Raw genomic sequence first — 23,466 nt, 5'->3', positions numbered from 1 at the left:
AACTGACGCTCGGAGCGAATGCCAAAGAGATAACCGACCAGTAAAGCCTTAAACAACATAGTCGGATCAAGCGGAGGTCGACCATTATCGGCGCAATATAAAGGCGCCACTTTGTCGTGAATGAAACTGAAATCAATATGCGCATCAATTTTGCGCAAAAGATGGTTGGACGGAACCAGACTATCCAGACTGACCATCTCAAGTTCCGTTTGTTGAGGACCGCGTTTTTTAAGCATTCCTCATTGAATCACAAAGGCCTCGCCAAGGCGAGACCTTTGTCAGCAATCTGAGAGCCTGTCAAATGACAGGCTCTTTTTTTGTTCAGCGGAAAGAGGCTTAGGCGTTTGCCAGTTGCTCGTTCACAAAGTCCCAGTTGACCAATTCGCTGAGGAACGTTTCAACGTATTTTGGACGCAGGTTTTGGTAATCAAGGTAATAAGCGTGTTCCCAAACGTCACATGTCAGAAGAGCCGTCTGACCGTGTGCAAGCGGTGTGTCTGCACCGATTGTTTTGGTAATTTTCAGTTCGCCATTTTCAACGACCAACCAACCCCAGCCAGAGCCAAAGGCTGTGATACAAGCTTGAGCGAATTCTTCTTTAAATTTGTCGTATGAACCGAACGCTGCATTGATTTTTTCAGCAACCGCACCAGTTGGGGCACCGCCACCGTTTGGTGTCATACAGTTCCAATAGAATGTGTGGTTCCAGACTTGTGCCGCATTGTTGAAGATGCCTTGTTTGGACGCATCGCCTGCAGCATCTTTAATCACGGCCTCAAGATCTTCCTGGCTGCTACCTGCTGCATCACCAAGCAGGTTGTTCAGGTTCACAACATAGGTGTTGTGGTGCTTGCCATAGTGAAAGCTGAGTGTGTTGGCAGAGATATGCGGTTCGAGGGCATCCTGAGCGTAAGGCAGGGCAGGGAGTTCAAAAGCCATTGTAAAACCTCTTTAAAATGTTATTCATTAGACCGTTTCTAAAAAGTAGGATCATCGATCTGAAAAAAGAAGGGGCAAAACCAAAAAAAATCGAAATTTTTTCAATATTTTATCCAAAAACGGACTGTGCCGCCATTTTCCCAGACCGGACCGCACTTTCGATTGTTGCCGGAAGTTTGGTCTCTGTCCAGTCTCCTGCCATAAAAATATGGGGAAAATCGGTTTTTACAGCTCTACGCACCTTACAAAACCCTTTATCTTGTAGGGGTGTTGCGCGTTTTTCACATACAATTTTATGATCAGGACAATTGGTCTCGGCCTTATCAAAATGAAAGCAGATTTCCCGCCAGACTTTTTGCGCCAACTTATCATCATTAGGCTGATAATCACTGATCGTCACAGAAATCATTTTGTCCTTCGCATGGATCCATTGGCTAAGTGTATTCACCAACCCAAAAAAGCGTTCCCCCACCGGCTGTTCCAAATAAAAATGAACATTCGTGATGGGGCGATCAGGATGGTGCGCAATATCCAAAGGATGATTGATGTGGCGATAGGCTGAAAGCGGCAGGGCAAGGATGGCGCGATTATCCCCATTCAGGACAACATCCATAGTCTTAAACTGTAACCGATCAGCCTCAACCCCTTGTAGGCGTGCGCCTGTAATCACGTCAATCCCAGTCAAAGCCGGGGCGACAAACGCGTCATAAAGGGTACCGATTGCAAGATAGGGCGTTAAACCGTCCTGCCCAGCCCGCAAGACCTCACGGGCTGTTTGCCAAATCAGTTTCCGAGAAACGCAAGATGGCCGTGTATTATAAATCGCAAGAATTAACGGCGTCCAAACACGGCGTTGGGCGGTTTTACCAAACAGATTGAAAGCATTTACCCCCGGCACCGCCCCGGTCAGTAGGGATCGAAAAAAGCTGTGGGCGGGGATGTCCCACGTCAACGGCCCTTCCGACATGGAAAAACAGCCACCTTTCGTCGCTTTCAACTGATCACGCGTGCCAATCATATCCAGATATTCAAAACTATCGCGATAGGCACCCACTAACAAATGCGTCCCATTGTCATGATGGGAGACTTTTTTGATACGCCCGCCAAGTTGGGGGGAAGCCTCGTAAAGTTTAACGGTGAAACCAAGCGATTTGGCATGAACAGCCGCAGATAAACCAGACAGGCCACCCCCAACGATATGAACGGTCTTCGTCATCCAAAGGCCATCAGTTTAGAAACCGTCATCGCTTTTTCCAACGTTGACAGTCGTATGCGTGGCTCAATTTTCGACCAACCGCGCTGTTTCATTTTTTCAAACAGCTTTTTGTACACCACCATCATCAACAGAGCGGGTTTTAAGTTTTTACTACCGGTTTGATCAATCAGCCGTTCGGCAGCTTGATAATGTTGCTCTGCCTTGTTTGCGACCTCTTCCAAGACATTGGACAGGTTGGGGGAGTTAATATCTTTAACACCATGCTTGATCAGGCTTTCATACGGCAAGTAAAACCGGTCTTCCGACCAGTCTTCTGCCACATCACGCAATATATTGGTGAATTGAAGAGCATAGCCCAACTCTTCTGCAAACTGTTGCGCACTCTTGTCCGTCCGTCCAAAAATAGGGAGAGAAAGCAACCCGACACTCACCGCCACACATCTGCAATAGGCGTAAAGTTGATCCCACTTAGGCCGCTGGATCGGGCCGCGCACGTCTGCTTCCATCCCCTCAATCACTTTGTAAAATTCATCGCTTGGGATAGGGAACCGCTGAACAGCCTCATAAAGTACACGGGTGACAGGGCACTCAGGCTTCCCCATCAGCATTTGATCAATCTTTGCGCGCCACTGTGCCAACTCCACCAGCTTTTGATCCACGGTACCGGATTCATCAGCGATATCATCGAGGATGCGGCAATAAGCATAGATGGCAAACAGATAGCCACGACGATCCGCAGGCAGCGCCTTCATCCCCAAAGCAAACGAGCTTTTGGATTGAAGAACCACATCTTCAACATATTTAAAATCTGTGGCAAGCACTTGTGTCATAAGGGGTAAAGGCCTTTATATGCGATCAATATTTTATCCAGCTTGGTCAGTTCCACGCGGGTTGCCACCGGATCATTCTTTTTTAACTTACCTGCAAGCGCAAATCCACACAACACTGTCACCTTGGCCTGATAGCGCAAGCGCTTGTTACGGATCAGTCCCGGCAGTTTGACCGCTTCAGCCAGCAGATGATCCGTTCGTTTTAAACACTCATCCAGCACACTTCGTAAGGCAGGGAGGCAAGCTTGTGCGCTCAGCAACTCTTCAAATCCCGTCTCTGCGGAGAGAAACTCCCGCGGGAGATAAACTCGGCCCAGATTTTTGTAATCATCCACGCAATCTTGTAAATGATTTAAAATCTGTAATGCCGAACAAAGGGCGTCACTTTCAGGGCGGCCCTTTTCCTCCCCATGAAGGTGCAACAAAAATTGCCCAACGGGGTTTGCCGACAGTTGGCAATAGGCGATCAGATCATCCCAGCTTTCATATCTGGTTTTCACCGCATCCTGCCTAAAAGCCTGCAACAGGTCCGCTTGATAGCGATTGGTTGTCGGCATGTCGAGTTGGGCCAGTTTGTCCTTGGGGGCCATGTCAGGCGCATCGGCAATATCGTCTGCGGCACGCGCAAATCGATAAAACTCAAGAACCTCCTTGCGCACCTGCTTGGCTAAAAACAGACTTGCGACCGGAAAATTTTCGCTATCATGTGTTTTTGACACTTGGCTTTCCTCCCCAATAGGACCTATATGACACACGACATTCATTTACAAAAGCCCTTATCATGACCACCAGCCTTAGCCTGTGCGGACAGGAAATTCAAAAAGTAGATCACGACCAGTTCCTTTGTGGGCTATACGCGCCCGATGAACATCGCGATGATTTTTATGCGCTCTGTCTCTTCGCTCATGAAACCGCGCGTATCCGCGATATGGTGAAGGAACCGCATTTGGGCTTGATACGCCTGCAATGGTGGCGCGATGTGGTTGAAGCCGTCTATACTGATCGCCAAGATCATTCAGAAAACGGCACCCACAAAGAGTTTGTTAAAACCCTGCAAACCAAGACAATTGATAAAGGCCTGTTAGATAGATATCTTAATGCCCGCGCCTTTGATATGGAAGATCAAGCCCATGATGATCTGCCCGCCCTCATGCGCTATCTGGAGGCCACAGGGGGCAGCATCAATCAAATGAAAGCCTGCTTTTTAAACTCTGACACTATGCCTGCCGCCCAAAAAATCGGCACGGCACAAGCGCTGTGTGATGTGATTAAAACGCTGCCATATCAAGCGCGCAGTGGAAAATGTAAAATCCCCGTCTCTTTGCGAAAAAAGCATCAGTTGGATTTAAAGGCTTTTCATGATTTCCAACCGAGCAACGCTTTGCAAAACTGTGTAAGCGAGTTAGCCGATGAGATCACCCGCCTGATCGCAGAAGCGCGCACAGAAAAGGCCGCGTCAAACGCAGCCCTTTTGTCAACAGTCGCGATTGAAGATTACCTCAAGCGTCTTAAAAAACTGTCCTATGATCCCTTTAATCCCCACATCGGGGGAGGGCGCCTCGCCAGACAAATTAAGCTCATCCTTCATGGCTGGCGAGGAAGTTATTAAGCCGACAGGGTTCCGGCTTCTTTCAACCAATCATCAAGGGCGGTGAGCGCACGGGCGGAGACAGCCGCCTTTTTCTCTTTCCCCTTAACGCGCTTGCCACGTTCGTTGCGCACATCCATCGGCGGCAAAAGACCGAAGTTGATGTTCATCGGCTGGAAGGTTAACGCATCGGCACCACCTGTGATGTGAGACAAAATCCCGCCCATCGCGGTGACATCCGGTGGGCAGATGATCTCTTGGCCTGACATTTCTGCCGCCGCGAAACGACCTGCCATCAAGCCAACAGCCGTGCTTTCCACATATCCTTCACAGCCCGTCACCTGACCAGCAAAACGGATGTTTGGACGGCCTTTAAGCTTGAGCGTCTTATCCAACAGGCGAGGGGAATTGATAAAGGTATTGCGATGGATGCCGCCCAATCGGGCAAAGCTTGCATTCTCCAACCCCGGAATGGTCTTGAAGATACGGACCTGTTCCCCATGGCGCAGTTTGGTCTGGAAACCTACCATGTTGTAAAGCGTCCCTAGCTTGTTATCCTGACGCAGTTGGACAACCGCAGCCAGTCTGGTGTCAGGGTCATTCGGGTTCTTTAACCCAACCGGTTTCATCGGGCCAAAGGCGAGTGTCTCACGCCCACGTTCCGCCATGACTTCGATGGGCAAGCAGGCTTCAAAGTACGGAGTGTTTTTCTCCCACTCTTTGAATTCCATTTTCTCGCCTTCGATCAGATCGTCGATAAACTGATCGTATTGTTCCCGCGTCATGCCAAGGTTGATGTAGTCACTGCCATCGCCTTTGTCGTAGCGCGACTGGAACCACGCCTTGGAAAAATCGATGCTGTCTTTATGAATGATCGGGGCGATGGCATCAAAGAAGTGCAGGGACTCTTCATCCGTTAGCGCTTTAATGGCGTTTGCCAATGGCTCAGACGTCAGGGGACCTGTGGCGATAATCACCTGATCCCATTCCTCACCGGGAATGTCGGTAATTTCTTCGCGGATGATTTCCACATTGGGATGATTGACGAGGGCAGCTTGCACCGCTTCGGCAAAACCATCACGATCAACCGCAAGCGCACCACCGGCAGGCACCGCATGTTCGTCAGCGCACTTCATGATGAGTGAACCGCAGCGGCGCATTTCTTCATGCATCAGGCCGACCGCGTTATACTGCACGTCATCGGATCGCAAAGAGTTGGAACAAACCAATTCCGCCAGCGTGTCTGTCTGGTGAGCTTCGGTCGGGCGAATAGGGCGCATCTCGTGGATCACAACTTTAATACCACGTTCTGCTGCCTGCCAAGCGGCCTCACTCCCTGCAAGACCGCCGCCAATAATGTGTAATGTCTGTGTCATAAGCTGTGACATATAGTTTGTCCGATCATTTAGCAAGCCCCTTGCATTATTATCTCAAATTCGATTAAACAGAATTAGGTTATATAAAGGGAAATCTCATGGATTCATCACTGGTTAGTGCCGCTGTTGTTGTCATCGTTTTGTTTGTCGCGTTTCGCATGCTGCCCCGTCTTGTGGCTGGCGTCCCCTTTGTCGCGCCAGACGCTGTGCATGTGCGCCTGCAAGATAACCCCGATGCGGTCCTGATCGATGTGCGCACACCTGAAGAATATGCAAGCGAACATGTACCGGACAGTATAAACGTGCAGCCCCATACGCTAGGGGATGACCTTGAGCAAAAGAAAGCGTTCCTGGACAATAAAGTCTATGTGATGTGTCTGTCCTCCCAACGTTCTGCCATGGCGGCAAAAACACTCAAAAATCTCGGGTTCACAAACGTCTCGGTCGTCAAAGGTGGCTTGACCTTGTGGAAAAAACAGGGCTTACCGACCTCAAAGTCCTAAGACAATTCTTGTGACACAGCCAAACACTCTGTAAAGTAAACGAAATTGCGCATCTAATAGCGTAAATTCAATGGATTAAGTTTACTATGCTTCAGTTTGAGGGTTTTGGTTTGTCATGGATTAAATCACGGATATTAACCATATCCGTTGTCATTCTCGCCCTTATTATTGCGACACCTTTTCTTTTGCCTTCAGGTGTTTACAAGGGTTTCTTCAAGAACTACCTTCAAAACAATACGGGTCTGACTTTTGAATTCAGGGGTGCATTTACCTTCACCTTATTCCCGGCGCTGTCTTTAAAGGCAGAAGATGTGGCCTTTCACGGCCCCCTTGTCGGCTCGGTTGAAACCGTCGGTTCCTTCAAAACGCTATCCCTTGATATGAGCAGCATAAGCCTGCTAACGGGGAATATCGAGGTTGATGATTTCCTTCTCTACAATCCAAAAGTAACCATCAATGGTGACTTTTTACCTCACCTTCCTGAGTTTATCCGTCAAAACCTTCGAGGCTCAAAAAAAGAGGATATCCGCTATCTGGAAATTCTCCTGCATTTTATTGAAGATTCGGTTTTTGAATCCGCGAAGGTCAGTGAAGGTACCCTGCAATGGAACCGCAAAGAAGGGCAGGTTATTTCCGCTCAACAAGTCGAAATGCTTCTGAAAAAACCAAGCGGGGGCAAAGACTTCACCATTGATTCCCACATGTATCTAAATAATCGCGGTGTCGACCTTAACGTTCGACTTCAAAGCCCCGACGAATTTTTACGTGGTTATCGCAGTAGCCTGACTGCGCAATTGGACTCTGCCCCTCTAAAAATCAATTTTGACGGCAGCGCTGCGCAGCGACATTCTTTTGTCTCTCAAGGCGATGTCCGCTTTGACATTCCCTCTACCTATGACTTATGCACTTGGTTTAATCAGCCCAAAAGCTGCCTTGAAAAAAACGACAATGTTCTGATCAACAGTAAACTCTCCGTTCGCGACCAAAAACTGCAAATTGAAGAAGCTGTTTTCACCAAGAATCCAACAACCGCAATCCTGTCTGGCGCGATTGACTTCAAATCGGCTCTCCCGATGATTACCGGGACGATCAATGTACCCAAGCAAACACTGAAAGAACTCTTGCCAAGCGCAGATGATTTTTATGAATTTGATTTTAATAACCTATTTCTCAACTCCTACAACGCAAATGTTGGCATTAAGTTTCAAGGAATTGACTTACAAAATGCGGTCTCTCTCACGCCTCGGCTTAAAGTCGAAGTCGAAGATGCTCGCCTGACCCTGTCAACCACGCAAATGAACGCCTTTAAAGGCCTGACAAACCTTCGACTACGCTGGAACAAAGGTGTTGATGAAGGTGTGATGAACTTCCGCATGGACTCTAAGGGCATTTCATTGGAAGAGGTGCAAAAAGCCTTCGGCATGCCTGTAGAGACTTTGGGAACGCTCAACTATTTTTATGAAGCTCAGGCGTGGGGGACAACACCGCGACACTTCCTTGAAACCTCCAAGATTCATGGGGAGTTTTCCATTTTAGACGGTTTGTTTAAAAACACCAATGTGGCGCAGTCTCTCAACGCGAAACAAATGCCCGTTTTTGAATTTGCGGAATTGAAGGGCCATTTAAAAGGGGAAAAGGGGCAGGTTAATTCCGATGACATCAAGGTTGTTGCCCCCTTTGTTCAGGTTGAAGGAATCGCGGGCCTGAATTTCAATGATCAAACCTTCAAGCTTTTGCTAAATAGCACCATACCGGCCACAGCAAACGCCCCGCAATCCAAGGGCTATGTGAACATTGAGGGGCCTTGGCAGGATCTGACGCTTGATACAACTATGGAAGCGACACAGCCTAAACAACGGCAAGAAGGGTTGCATTCAGGCTTTTTGCCGAATACAACGGACGATATCCCCACTGACGAAACCGCCACGACTGAAGACGACGATTTTGGTGATATGGTCATTGAAGAAGCCGATCTGCTGGATTAATGGAAACGCATATGTATAAATTTGTTGCCCTCGGTATTAGCCTTTTTGCCTTGCAAGCCTGTACAACTCCGCCGCATGTCGAAGATTGGAAGCGCGAACGATATACCAATGTCCCCACGGAGCCACTAGAGGTCAACATCTGTTTTGATCACACTCAACACAGCCGACAAGTGGTTTATGACCTCGCTAGAGAGGAGTGCGGCACCCGCATTACTGAAATCGAAAACCTTGTTCAATTCAGCAACGCCCAAAAAGCCACACGCCAAACCGTTGCGGAAGGTCAAGCCTTTGAAGGCTCCGTTCAGCGCTCCCGCCGTATTCAGGCGATGGTTAATTCCTTGCAGTTGAAATATGTTAAAAATGACAAATGGGATTGCCCGTTAATGACGCCAAATCGGATCACGTTTTTGTGCAGCTATAATAATCAGGCAACCGATTCTGCACCGCAACGTCAGACACAGCCTACCGAACAGGTTTCACCGGACTTGCCACCGGAATTGCCGGACGATTTAAAGCCGCAATAAATCAGGGCGTTATACTCTCTCAAGGCTCAACAACCGAAAGAGCTTCGCGCCCCCTTGACGCTTACCTCATTTGTATATAAATTATATGTATACACGTGTGTTCGCGCATGGACGACACATCCATGCGCCAGTTTTAAAACGAAAGAAACCTAGACGATGTCCAGCGTTACTAAGACAGTATCTGCTAGTACCTCGCCGGTGACGACAAGTCGACCGGGCAGTGGCGCGCGTCAGGTTTCCTCCCAATTCGGGGCTGTTTCCGAACTTTTTGCCCAGACAGGCGTGCGCGGTGAAGAAGAAAACCGCGGGTTTGACGGGTTTGATCAACGCCAAGGCCACCACAATCCCTCCCATGAACAGCCGCAGACTCTCAAACTGCACGGGACCTCTCGCACCTTTGCCATGCTCTTTGAAGATGTTCGCGAAGAATATGGTAATTTTGCTGATGACGGGGGCTTTGCCGCACAAGGGTATGGTGGGGCAAAACCTGCATTTCAAGCCTATATGGCGCGTGCGACAGCCACCTACGACACCAACACGCGTGCGGTGAGTGGCGAAGGCAAAAGCAGAGGCGGCTCGCTCAACGTTGCCCTTTAGTATCCCAGTGATGTTTATTTTATCCGGGGGCGTTAAGCCGCTGGAAAGAAATGCTGTGCAATTCTATAAGTCCGATTAGAAAACGTTTCAAAGAAAACGAGGCCCCGATGACCGCTGCTGTAGAAACCATGTTCGATGTTGCCGCTTGGTTTATGGACCATGCCCTTAACAACAATGAATATCTGCAACCCATGAAAATGCATCGGTTGCTGTTTCTCTCGCAGAGTTATTTTGCTGTGGCCTACAAGGGGCGCAAACTTGCCCCCGGTGTTTTTGTCGCCGACGATACCGGCCCTTTGGAACCCCATGTCTTTCGCGCCTTTGAACAGGGTAGACCGAATTTTTACCTGAATACGACCATGCCCGGACCCGTCGAAACCTTTCTTGAAGGGATTTGGCGACGTTTCGGGTCTTACTCCGCTGATAAACTGGCGGAGATTTGTAAAAAGACGCCAGCCTTTCAACAGGCCCTCAGCAAGGGGCGACGCACCGAAATTTCCCACAAGCTGATGATTCAAAGCTTCACCAAATCAATAGATGCGCCCTCAATCGATAAGGTGCTGAAACCTCGTATTCTGCGCTCACAAGACGGGCGGCCCGTACAGGTCAAATCCTGGGGGGCGAACCTGCGCAAAGTCGCACAAGCAACCCCGCTGCCATCCCAGCAAGCTAAAAAGAAAAAACCATAAAAAAAGGAGGCCCTCGAGCCTCCTTTTTCCGTTTTATCACATAGGTCAAGCGGCCTAGATGTAATAGACAATCAGGTACAATCCCAACAGGATCGCGACCCACAACACCATACTGCCTGTCGGCCATGTACGGGCCAGCACACCTTGCGGACCGTGATGCTTGAACACATACTTGATCAAATGGTTCACACGATGCACACAAGCCGATTTAAAGGCATTAAAGGCCGCACCACCATGTTTGATCACGAACTCTTCATGCAGGAGATTGAAGAATTTGCGATAGAACCAATCAAAATCAAGCGTAATGGTCAACGTCCGTTTCATCATCTTCAACAGAACGAAGAAGGCAAAACCGGAGAATAAAAGCAGTTCAAGCATATGAACGACTTTTGCTGGCTTATAAGGTTCAAAGTCCACAGAGTAGGGAAGCAGCGCATAAAGCGGCTCAGGATAAAGCCCAAGCCCGATACAAAGCGCCGCGAAGATCACCATGGCCAACTTCATGTTAAACGGAGGATCTTTCGGTTTGGCCCCAAATTCACGCTCCACATACCCCGGGGCGCGTTGGAAAAAGACAAACCAAGGGAACTTGATCCCTGCATGCAGGAACACACCCGCTGAGGCCGCTTCCAGCAAGAACCACGCATAATCAATATGTTCCACCGCCGCAGCCGAGGCAATCATGGTCTTGGTCGTAAAGCCGGAGGTCAACGGGAAGCCGGAAATGGCCAAGGCCCCAATCGTCCCGCAAACCATGGTCAACGGCATAGCCTTATACAGACCGCCAAGGTCGGTACATTTGCGCTTGTTGATCTCATACATTACAGCGCCTGCCGACATCAACAGCAGCGCTTTATAGATGATATGGGCAAAGGCATGGGCAGAAGCACCGTTTAGCGCCAATTCTGTCCCAATCCCGATCCCTGTGACCATAAAGCCCACCTGGTTGATGATGGAATAGGCGAGAATGCGGCGCATGTCATTTTCCAGCAGCGCATAGATGATGCCGTAAAACACCATATACAGCCCCACATAAATCAGCACCTGTTCCCCGGGGAAGCTGCGGATCAACACATAAACCGCTGTCTTGGTGGTAAAGGCGGACAAAAAGACACTGCCCGACCACGACGCACTTGGATAAGCATCCGGCAACCAAGAGGAAAAGGGCGGGGCACCAGCATTGATCAGGAAACCCGCCAACAACATCCATGTCCACCAGCTATCCGCCCGCATCGCCGTAAATTCAACAGAGCCGGAATGATAAACTTGACCGATGACACCAATCATCAAAATCACGCCACCAAATAAATGGACAATCGCATAGCGCATGGACGCGCCATAAGATTCCTTTGTGCGTGCTGACCAGATCACAAGTGTCGAGGCAACCGCCATAAACTCCCAGAAGATAAAGACGGTGACCAAATCACCCGCCATGGCAACACCAACGGCACCGCCAGCATAGGCATAAGCCGAGATCAGTTCGATCTGGCTTTTTTGATTTAAAGCAAAGATGCCACCGACAAAGGCCATCAAGGTAAAGATGGTCGCAAAGAGGCGCGACAGTTTATCGCCTTCCAAAGGCTCCAGCGTATAATCCAGGAAAGGAACCGTCAGCTGAACGCCATCCGGCACAGCCCAGATCATATACATGGTCAAAACCGGGATCAGCAACATCGCTGTCTTGCGCGCATTCCCCACCAGTGAAGGCAGGAACATCGCGCCGACGATCAAGATTAACCCCGGCGGAATAGCACTATTTATCATCATAATAGGTATCCTCCCGCTTCAGGAAAATCCCGAGGAATTTTGCAAACAAAACCATGGCCGCACAGGATAAAAATCCAAACCAGGCGTTAAAGCCAAACCAGCCATCCACACCGAAATAGGCATGGGGATGAATGGTAAATTCCAAAGCCACGGTTATGACCAGAATCGCAATGCCGATCACCCAAAGCTTTTTAATGGTGGCTGGGCGACACAGCCAGTGAATGTCTTTATTGTCACTCATTGTGCACCCCCAATCATTTTTTGTGCCAGTTCAAGTGCGATATCCGGGAAGAAGAACATCAAAATGGTCAGCAATGCTGTTGACGAAATCGCGATCACGATCGGCAAAGGGGCTTCTCCATGATCACCGTGATGGTGATCGTGATGCCCGTCATGACCATGCTTTGCTGCTTTCTCTTTCTTAAAGAAGGCCGCGTAAATGATCGGCAGGAAGTAGCCCGCATTCAACAAGGTACTCAAGACAATCACACCCAAGGCAAGGAAGTTCTCCGAACTCATGGCCCCTTGGATGATATACCATTTGGAGATAAAGCCCGCTGTGGGTGGCAAGCCAATCATGGACAGTGCCCCAATTGCAAAGGCTGTCATGGTAATTGGCATTTTCCAGCCGATGCCGTTCAACTGACTGACCTCCGTCTTATGAGCTGCAGTATAAATCGACCCAGCCGCAAAGAAGAGGGTGATCTTACCAAAGGCATGAGCTGCGATATGCAAGGCCGCCCCAACCGCTGAAATTGGCGTTAGGATGGCTGCTGCCAACACCACGTAGGAGAGCTGAGAAATGGTGGAGTAGGCCAATCGACGCTTCAGGTTATCCTGACGCAACGCAACCATAGAGGCTGCGATGATGGTAAAACCAGATACCCAAACCAGCCATCCGGCAGAACCGGATGCCACAAGATTATCAATCCCGAAGGTATAAACGATAACTTTCACGACCGAGAACACACCAGACTTCACAACCGCGACCGCGTGCAGCAACGCGGACACCGGCGTCGGTGCCACCATCGCTGCCGGAAGCCATCTATGGACAGGCATAACAGCCGCCTTACCGATGCCGTAGATAAACAGCATCAGGAGCAAGCCCATAAGCGGTCCTTCAACTTTTCCGCCAAGGATACCGCCGTTGACAAAATCAAGCGTCCCCGTCGCGGAAAACGTCCATGCAATTGCAAAGAACAAGAAACCGACTGAGGTTGTCACCAAAATACCAAGATAGGTGCGCGCACCTTTAACCGCATTTTCGTCCCCCTTGTGTGACACAAGCGGGTAGGTACTGAAGGTCAGCACTTCGTAGAAAATAAACAGCGTCAGCAGGTTGGCGGAATAGGCCAGCCCCAATGTGGCAGCGATCGCAACCGCAAAGCAGATGTAAAACCGTGTCTGATGTTTTTCCTTATTCCCGCGCATATAGCCGATGGAATAGATAGAGTTCAAAATCCACAACCCTGATGCAATCAGGGAAAACATCATGCCCAAAGGCTCGACCTTAAAGGCTATAGATAGGCCCGGCACCATTTCAATCAAAGTGATTTCAGGTGTTGCGCCGTCCAGAACCGGCCCCAACAAAGACAGGACATTGAGGAAAAGGGCAACCGCGGTAAAGAGGGTCACGGTTTCGCGCACATTGGGTATTTTTCCCGTCAATGCGATCAATACCGCCCCAACAGCCGGGATAATCATGGAGAGGAGAATAGAAAGTTCCATGCTCATGGCGTACCTCCAATCAACATATCCGCTGCGATCTGGGCAACACCCAAACTCATGTCCGTATCAATCCCGAAATAGATCGACGCCCCTGCCATGATCCACAACGGGATCAGCATGGACAGCGGCGCTTCTTTAAAGCCAGCGTGATGTGTCGGGGTGCGGAAGTAAGCAACCTCAACCACCCGCCAGATATAAACAACCGCCAAAAGCGAACTCAGCAAGATCAGGAAAGCAACAGGCATCAGGTCGGCTTGGAAGGCCGCTGAAATCAATTGCCATTTGGAGATAAAGCCCACCGTCAACGGGACGCCGATCAAGCTCAGACCGCCGATGACGAAAGCCCCCATGGTCCAAGGCATGGTTTTACCCACCCCTCCAAGCTCTGACAAGCGCACCGTACCCATACGATACATGACGCACCCGAGCGCCAAAAAGCAGGTACTTTTCATAATCGCGTGGTTTAACAAATGCACAAGCCCCGCAGACAACCCTGTCGCATTGAGGAAGCTAACCCCCAACATGATATAGCCGATCTGGGCAACTGACGAATAAGCCAACATGCGCTTGAGGTTATTTTGGAAGATCGCAACCGTGGAAGCGGTAAACATGCCCACAATCGCCAACACCATAATCACGTCACCAAGGCCGATCTCTTCAAACATATCAATGCCGAAAATGCTGAAGAAGACCCGAAGCATGACGTAAACCGCAACTTTGGTCGCAGTCGCCGCCAAAAAGGCGGTCACCGTACTCGGTGCGTAGGTGTAGGCATTCGGTAACCATAAATGGAGCGGGAAGAGGGCAAGCTTTAAGCTCAAACCGACCGTCAAAAAGGCCAAGGCTGCTTTTAGTGTTCGAATGGAATCGTCAAGCTGCACCAACTTGTCATGCAAATCGACGATGTTCAACGTCCCCGTCATCATATAAAGCAGGCCAAGCCCGATGACATAAAACGTCGCGCCCAATGTCCCCATGATCAAATATTGGTAAGCTGCCGTCAAAGCTCGGCGATCCTTACCTAATGAAATCATGGCGTAAGTGGACAAAGACGAGATTTCAAGAAACACGAACAGGTTAAACGCATCGCCCGTCGCAGCCATCCCCAACAGACCGGTCAAACACAGCAAAAACGCAGTGTAGAACAGATAAACCTGTCCCTTCGGGATCTCTTTATTGACGCTGTGCCGCCCGTACAGGGAGACGATTGCCCCAATTGCCGAAACAATCAGCAAGATATAGGCATTGACCACATCAATGCGAAATTCGATCCCCCACGGTGCAGGCCAGTCCCCCATATAATAGGAGATCACGCCTTCTACCAGCACACGGTCCAGCAACATGATCGAGACCGCAAAACAAAGCAAGCTGACCACCAGCGAGATAAACCACGCGATGTCACGATGACGCAGAACCACACAAAACGGTGCCGCCATCAACGGGATCAGAATTTGTAGGATAGGAAGATGTGCACTCATCGTGTTTCATCCTCCTGCGCTTGAATATCGTCTTCTTCTATGGTGCCATATTCCTCGCGAATACGTACCACCAATGCAAGACCGAGCGCTGTTGTCGCGATACCAACAACAATCGCGGTGAGGATAAGGACGTGGGGCAGGGGGTTTGAAAATGTCTCGAACCCTTCACCAAAAATTGGCGCTGTGCCCCCTTCAACTTTACCCATGGAAATATAAAGGACAAAAACAGAGGTCTGGAAAATATTCAGCCCCACCAGCTTTTTGACCAAATTCCCGCGTGAAATAACAATGTAAAACCCGACCATCATCAAAAAGATGACAATCCAATAGTTATAAAGGCCGGGCGATAAAAATGTAAAAGACTCCATGTCTTAACGGCCCCGTCCTGCAAATGTATAGAAAATCAGTGTCATTGCCGCAAAGACGGTTAAACCGACTCCCAACTCGACAATTAAAATACCGTAGTGCTGACCATGTAATGGATCATGGGCGAGTGAGTTATAATTCAGGAAGTTATCGCCCGTAAAAAAGCTGACAACACCTGTCCCCGCATAAATCAGAACCCCAAGTGCCGCCATGACCTCCAACACCACGCTGGGAAGGACCAGTTTGGCATCGTGCAGGCCGAAAATCAGCGCATAGAGAATAAAGCTCGACCCGAAAATCACGCCAGCCTGAAAGCCGCCGCCCGGCCCAAAATCACCATGAAACTGAACATACAATGCAAAGATCAGGATAAATGGCATAAAGACTTTGGAAGTAACCCGTAATATGGGTTTGCGTTGCATCATACCTCTTCCTCCTGTTCTTCCAGTTCCTCCAGTGTGGGTTCGCGCTTATCACGACGACGACGACCTGTAAGCAAAATCAACACACCGACCACAGCCGTAAAGACCACCGTTGTCTCGCCCAGCGTATCAAAGCCACGATAGCTTGCCAGCACCGAAGTTACGATGTTGGGCATGCCCACTTCATCCATGGAATCGTTGATGTAACGCGGCGCAACATGCTTGTGAATTGGGGCGTTTGGATCGCCATAACGCGGCATATCCAGCGTCCCGTATACAAGAGCTGCGCCTGTTGCAATACAGACCATCAAAGGCAGCCAGATTTTATGAGACGGCTTTTTCTCCTGCTTTTCCTCGCGTGAGGTCAGTGCCAAGGTTCCCAACATTAAAACGGTGGAAATACCCGCACCAACCGCTGCTTCCGTAAAAGCAACATCCACGGCGTCAAGATTTACGAAAATCAGGGCCGACAGCAGGCTATAAATCCCGCCCAGCATAACAACCGCAAACAGGTTCTTTAATCGAAGAATACTGATCGCCGTCACCGCCATGAAGAAAAGAAGAGCGATATCGAGAATATCTAGCATCATTTCTCTCCCTTCTCTTTATAGGCACCTTCAAGGTTGGAGCCATCTTCTGCCAACGGCTTGGCGCCATCAGCTAAAGCGGCACGAACCAACGCATGGCTGGAGACTGGACTGGTGAAAAACAAAAAGAAGCCGATCATCACCAGCTTCACCAAAACCAAATTAAATCCGCCAGCCTGAAACATCAGTCCTAACAGAATAAGAGCTGTCCCAAACGTATCAACCATGCCCGCAGCATGGGATCGTGTGAAGACTTCCGGCAGGCGGATCACGCCAATCGCACCGATCAACACAAACGCGCTTCCTGCCAAAATGAAAAACCAGCTCAGGATATCAAAGATCATATCCATCACGCGTCATCCTCTACTTCTTCGCGGCCTTTATCCGTACCGGCATGCCCCAAATCCTTGAAACGGAAATATTTCAGAATCGCGATTGTGCCGATAAAGTTGATCAAAGCATACACCAGTGCGATATCCAGAAATTCCGGTCGCCCTGCCAAAAAGCCATGAACGGCAATTAAAATCACCGTCATGGTGCCGATCATGTTGCCAGCGAGAATTCGGTCATAAATCGTTGGCCCCAGATAAGCCCGAATAAGACCCAGAAAAATGGCGACGATTAACGCCGCCGCTGCTGCTGCGAACATCATTCATTGTGTCCTTCCATCTTGCCTTTAACTTTACAGACACGACGATCCATCTCGCCACTCAGTACGCCTTTAGCGCCCTCAATGGTTAAGGCATGGATTTCAAGAATGCCGTCTTCCAGCCCCAAAGTCACGGTGCCGGGCGTCAAAGTAATGGAATTGGCGTAGATAACCTGACCCAATTCACGAGATTGATTTGCTTTGGTTTTAAACATAACCGGACTGATGTTCAGCTTGGGCGATAAAATAACCTTTGCCACATCAATATTGGACTTCACGATCTCGATACACAGCCAAACCCAATAGGGGATGATGCGAAATGACAGATGTGATGGATGCCCCTCATGATCGATAACGTCCATGCGGTAGGCAATAAATACAACCACAGCACATGAAATTGCGCCGAACCCTAAAAGGAGGGGTTCTGTGTGACCGGATAATAAAAACCAGAAAACATATAGAAAAACCCAAAGGCTAATTGAACTTGCCACAGGATATCCCCTGATTGATTATTATAAAAACTTGTTAAACTTATATGTGGTTACATTAACCTAAAATTCACGCCAAAGATAACCCTTCGTTAAAATATAACAACATTTAAAAGAGAATCTTGCGCTCCCAATTCTTTCGTATAAGTACAAATATGGTAAAATTGCAGAATTGTAAGGTTTCAATCTAGGGATATTCCCGTAAATTAAGCCGACACCCAATAGAAAGACGCGAAAACAACAAGTTAGGAAAAGCACTCATGAAACGGATTCGTCCAAGAAGGATCATCACCACTTTATGCCTCTCTGCGTTGCTTTTCCTTTCAGCGCTGGTCAGTCAAAGCTACGCTGCCGGGAAAGGCCCGTTAAAAATCGAGACGAAAGAAGGTGTCATCCAATTTAATGTGGAATACGCGATCACGCAGGAAAAAAAAGCTAAAGGCCTGATGTTTCGAAACAGCCTTGGACCGCGTGAAGGGATGCTTTTTGTCTACCAATCACCGACCACGGTCACCATGTGGATGAAAAATACGCCCATCTCGCTTGATATGTTCTTTATTAATCGCCGGGGCGTCATTCGCTATATAGAAGAAAAAACACAACCTAATTCAACCCGACACATTGACTCAAGAGGCAAGGTTTCTGCCGTTTTAGAGCTTCGCGGGGGGAGCGCCGAAGACTTTGGAATCAAGGTTGGCGACAGGGTGATTTTGGCCAAATAATTTTTTTTCAAAGTTTTTGAATTTTTTGCTTGCCAAGTGCATCGAAACTTCCTACTTTCCGCGGCGTCGGGGAGTAGCGCAGCCTGGTAGCGCACTTGTTTTGGGTACAAGGGGTCGCAGGTTCAATTCCTGTCTCCCCGACCAGTTTTCTAGATCGCTAGAAACGAGAAGGATGCCTTTGGTTCACACCAAAGGTATTTTTTTTTGACATTAAGGTCAGGATTTTATTGAAAATAGTTTTACCACTGTGTATTTACAATTTTGTTTGACCTAACCTGTCATTTGGGGCATGTACCCCATCAGCCGTTACCAATCAGAGGTGTTTGAAATGGACGTTCGGATATATCAGCCTGCTAAAAACGCAATGCAATCGGGCCGTGCCAAAACAAATAACTGGATTTTAGAGTTTATGCCCATTGCTGCTGAACGTGCAGATGAATTGATGGGCTGGACCGGGGGCGGCGACACACGCAAGCAGCTTCAGATGAAATTTGACAGTAAAGAGCTTGCTATCGCATTTGCCGAGAAAAAGGGTCTTTCCTACATGGTGAAAGAGCCGAAACAACGCAAATTGCAAATCAAAAGCTATGCGGATAATTTCGCATACGACCGGATTATCTGATTGAAATTTAAATCATTTCATGGGTGCCCATAGCTCAGCTGGATAGAGCATCCGCCTTCTAAGCGGACGGTCGAGGGTTCGAATCCTTCTGGGCACGCCATTCCTTCCTTTAACGGTTATATATAGCGACGCACGTAGATCCTGAGATCGAAGCCTCGCCTGAAGATTATTCATCTATGTATTTAAAGCGCGGCACGGTTTCACCGTCTCGTACGACACTCTCCAGAAACATATCCAAAGGCCGAACCCAGAGGCCTCTTTCACCGTACTGCGGCTGATAAACGACCAAGCGCTCCTCCGTCTCAGAGTGCCTTGCGACACCCAGGACTACATATTCGTTACCTTTATAATGAAGATATCGTCCCGGCTTAAGTTCGCTCATTCTCATTTTCCTCATGTTACGATTCACATTTATAAGACGGGCTTTCATAACGCAAATTGCACTGATCTGTCTCATGCCATAGATAAAATTTTACAGGTGAGGGGAATTTAAGAGGAGTCGGAGCGCGCCATACGCCATTCCCTTTATTTTTTAGGGTTTTATACATACGAATAGTTTCACCCTCTCAAACGAAATGCTATCCTCAAAAAAATAATAGCAGGGGTGAGGGGGGAGCTATGATTAAAAACTGTATGTTATTGGGCCTATTTCTGGCAGGTCTACTGCTGGCTGTCCCATCTAAAGCCTCCCCTAACTTTGAAGAGATCTTCACAAAACATAATACGATCATGCTTCTGATCGATCCCAAAAGCGGTGAGATCGTCGATGCCAATCAGGCTGCAAGTGACTTCTATAAGTATTCTCGTGCCGAGCTTACGAGTATGCGCATTCAGGATATTAACCAATTTACCCCTGAACAGGTCGCCGAAGAACGTAAACTCGCCAAAGAAGAAGGCCGAAACTTTTTTATTTTCCGCCATAGTCTTGGCAATGGCGATATCCGCACGGTAGAGGTTTATTCCGTTCCTCATGACTTTGATGGACGTGTTCTGCTGTTTTCCATCATCCGTGACATTTCGGAACAACGCGAACTTCAGCAACACCTTTGGCATTATCAAGCTCGACTGGAAGATATCGTCCAGCAACAAACACATATTATTGAAGAACGTGCCCAGCAGACATTCTTTCTTATGATGCTTGGGATGATCTGCTTACTCGCCATTATCCTCTTTTTAATCTACATCATGAAAAAACGACGCAAGGACGAAAAAGAACTGCGTCTGGCTGCCTCCGTCTTTAAAACAACCACAGAGGCTGTGATGGTCACTGACCGCGAGAATCGCATTCAGACCGTAAACAAGGCCTTCACGAAAATCACCGGATATGAACTGGAAAACGTTAAGGGGAAAAACCCAAAGATTCTTCAATCCGGTTTACATGACGAAAACTTCTTCGCCGAAATGTATAACAGATTGAATAGCCTTGAATTTTGGGAAGGGGAGATTTGGAACAAACGCAAGTCCGGCGAAACCTTCCCCGAACGCATGAGCGTGTCTGTCTTGCGTGACAAAAAGGGACTGAAAGAAGGCTATGTTGCGGTCTTTGCCGACATAACCAAACGCAAGGAAGCCGAAGCCTTCATTCAGCGTCAGGCCAACTACGACGACTTAACCAACCTTGCCAACAGAAATCTGTTTATGGATCACTTGTCCGGCGCACTTTACCGTGCAGAACGGGACCAAAATAGAGTCGCGGTCTTATTTCTTGATTTGGATCGTTTTAAACATATCAACGACACACTAGGACATTCAAAAGGGGATCAACTGTTAAAGGAAGCATCCAGCCGCTTACTGTCTTTAACCCGAAAGTCAGACACCTGCGCGCGATTGGGGGGCGATGAATTTGCCATCCTGTTGCCGGATATCCATGACATTCGCAATGTTGAAGAAGTCGTCACAAAAATCCTAGCCACGATCGCAGAACCTTATGAGGTTGATGGGCAGAAGGCCTTTGCCTCTGCCAGCATCGGGATCACCATCTATCCCGAAGATGGCGCCAACGCTCAACATCTGTTGCGTAATGCAGAAAGTGCCATGTACCGGGCAAAAGACAAGGGACGAAACGCCTTTCAGTATTTCACTGCTGAAATGGATTTTGAAGCACAAGCCCGGCGGGAACTTGAAACCTCCCTACATCTCGCTTTGGAGAAGAACCAGTTTATCGTCAACTATCAGCCGATTATCTCTGTAGAAACCGGAAAAGTGACCAATTGTGAAGCACTGATCCGATGGAATCACCCACAGAAAGGGCTGATCCCGCCCTCCGAATTCATTCCATTGGCTGAAGAAGTTGGTCTCATTTTGCCAATAGGGGAATGGGTGTTGCGAGAAGCTTGCCGTGAAGCCGCCATATGGCATCAAACGATTGAACATCCCCCCACTTTGTCAGTCAATTTCTCCATCCGGCAATTCCAACGTGTCAACGTTCCCACATTGGTTGCTGAAGTGCTCGAAGAAAACCATTTGCCACCTCACGCGCTTTCAATCGAAATCACAGAAAACCTGTTGATTGAAGATGACAAAACAACACTTGAGCAACTAAAGCTGTTGCACAAAATGGGAATCGGCTTGTCCATAGACGATTTCGGCACAGGCTATTCTTCTTTGAGCTACCTTAAAAAATTCCCGATCACAGTTTTGAAAATTGATCGTAGCTTCATTAAGGACATGCACGATAATCCGGATGACGCCGCGTTGGTCAATGCCATCATCTCTATGGCGAAAAGTCTAAACTTAAAGACTGTTGCAGAAGGCGTGGAAGAAGAAAAACAACTGGAGATTCTAAAAGAAAAGGCTTGCGAGTATGTACAGGGGTACTACTTCAGCAAGCCTCTTGCTTCGGCCGATTTTAACGGCTTTTTACATCAACATGACTAGTCGCTTTTTTTGCGACCCGCCATTTTCAAGACCGCCAAAACGGCCCAGATCGGGATAACAACAGTTGCGCCCAACAGAATGTAGGGGACCATCCAACGCAGCCAGCCTGTCGCAACCTCATAGACCTTCACAACGGTCTCGCCAAAATTTTCGATAATCGACTGGGGCGTAATGTCGAAAAACGACATAATGACGCCAACAAGCAGGGAAATAAAAACAAGACGGAGAATAGTGCGTCCAATTCCCTTCGACTCGATACGTTCCTGCATTTTTGTAATATGATTTGGCATAAAACCGTCCTAATTCATGTCTTCTTTAATATTTATTGTCAATCACGCGTTATTCAAGCGCTCAAAGCCTTTGGCAAGATCTTCCAGCAGATCATCTATGTTTTCCTGACCGGCATGGACACGTAAGCACGGCCCGTCTTCGACCCACTCTGTCACCTGTCGGGCGCCTTTCGGGTTAAACGGGATGATCAGGCTTTCATAGCCCCCCCAACTATACCCCATCGGAAACAGATCCAGACCATCCAACATGGACGCCACCGCTTTTGGCGTGTATTTGCCATCCAGCACGATAGAAAACAAACCACTGGACCCTGTAAAGTCGCGCTTCCAAATCTCATGCCCCGGACAATCTTCAAAAGCGGGGTGGAGAACTTTTGTGACTTCAGGACGTGCTTTTAACCACGCCGCCAGCTTGAGACCATTTTCTTCATGACGCGACAAACGCGCGGGGAGGGAACGCAAACCGCGTTGCCCCAAATAACAATCATCCGGCCCCGCACAATAGCCAAGGACATTCAATTTGGTCTTGACCATCTTATAATGTTCTTCCCTCAGGGTGATGGTCCCCATCATGATATCAGAATGACCGCCAATATATTTGGTCGCCGCCTGAATAGAAATATCACACCCATGTTCAAACGCATTGAAGAAGTATCCGGCAGACCATGTGTTGTCGATCATCACCAGTGCCCCGTGATCATGGGCAACCTTGGCAATGGCCGGAATATCCTGTACTTCAAAGGTTAGAGAACCCGGCGCTTCGGTAAAGACAATCTTGGTATTATCTTGCATCAACTCTGCAATGGCGCTGCCGATCATCGGATCGTAATAGGTTACTTCAATGCCAAAATTGCTCAAAAACTCATTACAGAACTTTTTGGTGGGAAAATAAGCGCTATCCGTCACCAAAATATGATCCCCGCCTTTTACAAAGGATAGGATCGCCCCTGTAATCCCGGCAAGGCCCGATTGCACGGCAATGGCTTTTTCCCCACCTTCAAGGGCCGCGATCGCTTCTTCAAACGCGCGCGATGTCGGTGTCCCCATACGACCATAAAAAATTCCTTCCGTTGGATTTTTATCAGCCTTATGAAGTGCATCCACAGTTGGAAAGGTCACCGTAGAGGCGTGATAGACCGGCGGGTTCACGATCCCGAAGTTGTTTTCAGGATTGCGCCCCGCGTGCAAAAGTTTAGTTTCTTTCTTCATTTCTATCGCCTTCT

General features: G+C 48.5%; 28 protein-coding genes and 2 tRNA genes. 11 read left to right on the top strand and 19 right to left on the bottom strand.

Going from position 1 to position 23,466, the window contains the following annotated elements:
• The 5 genes from Q397_RS0115225 to Q397_RS0115205 form a co-directional block, all read right to left on the bottom strand.
• A partial coding sequence (locus Q397_RS0115225) for an IS1182 family transposase (RefSeq protein ID WP_028879616.1) occupies positions 1-236 on the bottom strand: 236 nt, incomplete at its 3' end.
• Positions 237-336: 100 nt separating this feature from the next.
• Positions 337-939, bottom strand: a complete 603-nt coding sequence (locus Q397_RS0115220; RefSeq protein ID WP_028880157.1) for a superoxide dismutase — start codon at positions 937-939, stop codon at positions 337-339.
• A 109-nt stretch (positions 940-1,048) separates the two neighbouring features.
• Positions 1,049-2,155, bottom strand: coding sequence for a hydroxysqualene dehydroxylase (locus Q397_RS0115215; RefSeq protein WP_028880156.1), 1,107 nt, complete (start codon positions 2,153-2,155; stop codon positions 1,049-1,051).
• On the bottom strand, positions 2,152-2,985 hold the full coding sequence (locus tag Q397_RS22810) for a phytoene/squalene synthase family protein (RefSeq protein ID WP_051610104.1): 834 nt from the start codon (positions 2,983-2,985) through the stop codon (positions 2,152-2,154). The genes Q397_RS0115215 and Q397_RS22810 overlap by 4 nt, the downstream gene beginning before the upstream one ends.
• A complete protein-coding gene (locus tag Q397_RS0115205) occupies positions 2,982-3,704 on the bottom strand; it encodes a squalene/phytoene synthase family protein (protein WP_028880155.1) in 723 nt (240 codons plus the stop codon). Before Q397_RS0115205 ends, Q397_RS22810 begins: the two co-directional genes overlap by 4 nt.
• Before the next feature lie 62 nt (positions 3,705-3,766).
• Here Q397_RS0115205 and Q397_RS0115200 point away from each other — a divergent pair, with 62 nt between their 5' ends.
• Positions 3,767-4,594, top strand: coding sequence for a squalene/phytoene synthase family protein (locus Q397_RS0115200; RefSeq protein ID WP_028880154.1), 828 nt, complete (start codon positions 3,767-3,769; stop codon positions 4,592-4,594).
• Here Q397_RS0115200 and trmFO read toward each other — a convergent pair.
• Positions 4,591-5,949 (bottom strand): methylenetetrahydrofolate--tRNA-(uracil(54)-C(5))-methyltransferase (FADH(2)-oxidizing) TrmFO, encoded by a 1,359-nt coding sequence (trmFO, locus tag Q397_RS0115195; RefSeq protein WP_028880153.1) that lies wholly within the window; start codon positions 5,947-5,949, stop codon positions 4,591-4,593. The two genes, Q397_RS0115200 and trmFO, sit on opposite strands and share 4 nt — an antisense overlap.
• A 98-nt stretch (positions 5,950-6,047) precedes the next feature.
• On the opposite strand from trmFO, the gene Q397_RS22805 reads away from it, so the two are divergent.
• The 5 genes from Q397_RS22805 to Q397_RS22800 all read left to right on the top strand — a co-directional run bounded on the left by Q397_RS22805 (position 6,048) and on the right by Q397_RS22800 (position 10,247).
• The gene (locus Q397_RS22805; protein ID WP_051610098.1) at positions 6,048-6,452 is read left to right on the top strand and encodes a rhodanese-like domain-containing protein; all 405 of its coding nucleotides are present in this window, start codon (positions 6,048-6,050) and stop codon (positions 6,450-6,452) included.
• Between the two features lie 86 nt (positions 6,453-6,538).
• Positions 6,539-8,437 (top strand): AsmA family protein, encoded by a 1,899-nt coding sequence (locus Q397_RS0115185; protein ID WP_028880152.1) that lies wholly within the window; start codon positions 6,539-6,541, stop codon positions 8,435-8,437.
• An 11-nt stretch (positions 8,438-8,448) separates the two neighbouring features.
• Positions 8,449-8,961 carry a hypothetical protein gene (locus Q397_RS0115180; protein ID WP_156950740.1) on the top strand — a complete coding sequence of 171 codons (513 nt, stop codon included), beginning with the start codon at positions 8,449-8,451 and terminating at the stop codon, positions 8,959-8,961.
• A gap of 156 nt (positions 8,962-9,117) precedes the next feature.
• Entirely contained in the window at positions 9,118-9,558 is a 441-nt protein-coding gene (locus tag Q397_RS0115175; RefSeq protein ID WP_028880150.1) for a hypothetical protein, read from the top strand.
• 107 nt (positions 9,559-9,665) lie between these two features.
• On the top strand, positions 9,666-10,247 hold the full coding sequence (locus Q397_RS22800; protein ID WP_051610097.1) for a Panacea domain-containing protein: 582 nt from the start codon (positions 9,666-9,668) through the stop codon (positions 10,245-10,247).
• Between the two features lie 54 nt (positions 10,248-10,301).
• Here Q397_RS22800 and Q397_RS0115165 read toward each other — a convergent pair whose 3' ends face one another.
• The 10 genes from Q397_RS0115165 to Q397_RS0115120 are packed head-to-tail and all read right to left on the bottom strand — an operon-like array spanning position 10,302 to position 17,735.
• Positions 10,302-12,014: a Na(+)/H(+) antiporter subunit D gene (locus Q397_RS0115165; RefSeq protein ID WP_240475084.1), complete on the bottom strand. Its 1,713-nt coding sequence runs from the start codon at positions 12,012-12,014 to the stop codon at positions 10,302-10,304.
• Complete coding sequence (locus tag Q397_RS0115160) at positions 12,001-12,255, bottom strand: hypothetical protein (protein ID WP_028880148.1); 255 nt, start codon at positions 12,253-12,255, stop codon at positions 12,001-12,003. The genes Q397_RS0115165 and Q397_RS0115160 overlap by 14 nt, the downstream gene beginning before the upstream one ends.
• A complete protein-coding gene (locus Q397_RS0115155) occupies positions 12,252-13,748 on the bottom strand; it encodes a monovalent cation/H+ antiporter subunit D family protein (RefSeq protein WP_028880147.1) in 1,497 nt (498 codons plus the stop codon). The genes Q397_RS0115160 and Q397_RS0115155 overlap by 4 nt, the downstream gene beginning before the upstream one ends.
• Positions 13,745-15,220: a monovalent cation/H+ antiporter subunit D family protein gene (locus tag Q397_RS0115150; protein ID WP_028880146.1), complete on the bottom strand. Its 1,476-nt coding sequence runs from the start codon at positions 15,218-15,220 to the stop codon at positions 13,745-13,747. Before Q397_RS0115150 ends, Q397_RS0115155 begins: the two co-directional genes overlap by 4 nt.
• A complete protein-coding gene (locus Q397_RS0115145) occupies positions 15,217-15,588 on the bottom strand; it encodes a cation:proton antiporter subunit C (RefSeq protein ID WP_028880145.1) in 372 nt (123 codons plus the stop codon). Before Q397_RS0115145 ends, Q397_RS0115150 begins: the two co-directional genes overlap by 4 nt.
• 3 nt (positions 15,589-15,591) lie before the next feature.
• Positions 15,592-16,011, bottom strand: a complete 420-nt coding sequence (locus tag Q397_RS0115140; protein WP_205618838.1) for a Na(+)/H(+) antiporter subunit B — start codon at positions 16,009-16,011, stop codon at positions 15,592-15,594.
• Positions 16,008-16,598, bottom strand: coding sequence for a DUF4040 domain-containing protein (locus tag Q397_RS0115135; RefSeq protein ID WP_240475083.1), 591 nt, complete (start codon positions 16,596-16,598; stop codon positions 16,008-16,010). The genes Q397_RS0115140 and Q397_RS0115135 overlap by 4 nt, the downstream gene beginning before the upstream one ends.
• Positions 16,595-16,945 (bottom strand): monovalent cation/H(+) antiporter subunit G, encoded by a 351-nt coding sequence (mnhG, locus tag Q397_RS0115130; protein ID WP_084149083.1) that lies wholly within the window; start codon positions 16,943-16,945, stop codon positions 16,595-16,597. The genes Q397_RS0115135 and mnhG overlap by 4 nt, the downstream gene beginning before the upstream one ends.
• Positions 16,945-17,247 (bottom strand): MrpF/PhaF family protein, encoded by a 303-nt coding sequence (locus Q397_RS0115125; protein WP_240475082.1) that lies wholly within the window; start codon positions 17,245-17,247, stop codon positions 16,945-16,947. Before Q397_RS0115125 ends, mnhG begins: the two co-directional genes overlap by 1 nt.
• Positions 17,244-17,735 carry a Na+/H+ antiporter subunit E gene (locus Q397_RS0115120; protein WP_205618837.1) on the bottom strand — a complete coding sequence of 164 codons (492 nt, stop codon included), beginning with the start codon at positions 17,733-17,735 and terminating at the stop codon, positions 17,244-17,246. The genes Q397_RS0115125 and Q397_RS0115120 overlap by 4 nt, the downstream gene beginning before the upstream one ends.
• Before the next feature lie 257 nt (positions 17,736-17,992).
• Between Q397_RS0115120 and Q397_RS0115115 the strand changes: the two genes are divergently transcribed.
• The 4 genes from Q397_RS0115115 (at position 17,993) to Q397_RS0115100 (ending at position 19,176) form a co-directional block, all read left to right on the top strand.
• On the top strand, positions 17,993-18,454 hold the full coding sequence (locus Q397_RS0115115; RefSeq protein ID WP_084149082.1) for a DUF192 domain-containing protein: 462 nt from the start codon (positions 17,993-17,995) through the stop codon (positions 18,452-18,454).
• 67 nt (positions 18,455-18,521) lie between these two features.
• Positions 18,522-18,598 (top strand) — tRNA-Pro (locus Q397_RS0115110).
• A 184-nt stretch (positions 18,599-18,782) separates the two neighbouring features.
• Positions 18,783-19,076: an ETC complex I subunit gene (locus Q397_RS0115105; protein WP_028880138.1), complete on the top strand. Its 294-nt coding sequence runs from the start codon at positions 18,783-18,785 to the stop codon at positions 19,074-19,076.
• A 23-nt stretch (positions 19,077-19,099) separates the two neighbouring features.
• Positions 19,100-19,176 (top strand) — tRNA-Arg (locus tag Q397_RS0115100).
• Positions 19,177-19,242: 66 nt separating this feature from the next.
• Here Q397_RS0115100 and Q397_RS0115095 read toward each other — a convergent pair.
• A complete protein-coding gene (locus Q397_RS0115095) occupies positions 19,243-19,458 on the bottom strand; it encodes a DUF1653 domain-containing protein (RefSeq protein ID WP_084149081.1) in 216 nt (71 codons plus the stop codon).
• A 236-nt stretch (positions 19,459-19,694) separates the two neighbouring features.
• On the opposite strand from Q397_RS0115095, the gene Q397_RS0115090 reads away from it, so the two are divergent.
• Positions 19,695-21,953, top strand: coding sequence for a sensor domain-containing protein (locus Q397_RS0115090; protein ID WP_028880136.1), 2,259 nt, complete (start codon positions 19,695-19,697; stop codon positions 21,951-21,953).
• Here the strand turns inward: Q397_RS0115090 and Q397_RS22795 are convergent.
• Together Q397_RS22795 and metC are read right to left on the bottom strand one after the other, a co-directional pair.
• A complete protein-coding gene (locus Q397_RS22795) occupies positions 21,950-22,243 on the bottom strand; it encodes a DUF6460 domain-containing protein (protein ID WP_051610096.1) in 294 nt (97 codons plus the stop codon). The genes Q397_RS0115090 and Q397_RS22795 overlap by 4 nt on opposite strands.
• Before the next feature lie 42 nt (positions 22,244-22,285).
• Complete coding sequence (gene metC, locus Q397_RS0115080) at positions 22,286-23,452, bottom strand: cystathionine beta-lyase (protein ID WP_028880135.1); 1,167 nt, start codon at positions 23,450-23,452, stop codon at positions 22,286-22,288.
• Positions 23,453-23,466: the final 14 nt, after the last annotated feature.

The organism is Terasakiella pusilla DSM 6293 (assembly GCF_000688235.1).
Classification (GTDB): Bacteria; Pseudomonadota; Alphaproteobacteria; order Rhodospirillales; family Terasakiellaceae; genus Terasakiella; species Terasakiella pusilla.
The sequence above is the reverse complement of the archived record's forward strand: the minus strand, read 5'-3'. Positions and strand labels throughout refer to the sequence as shown.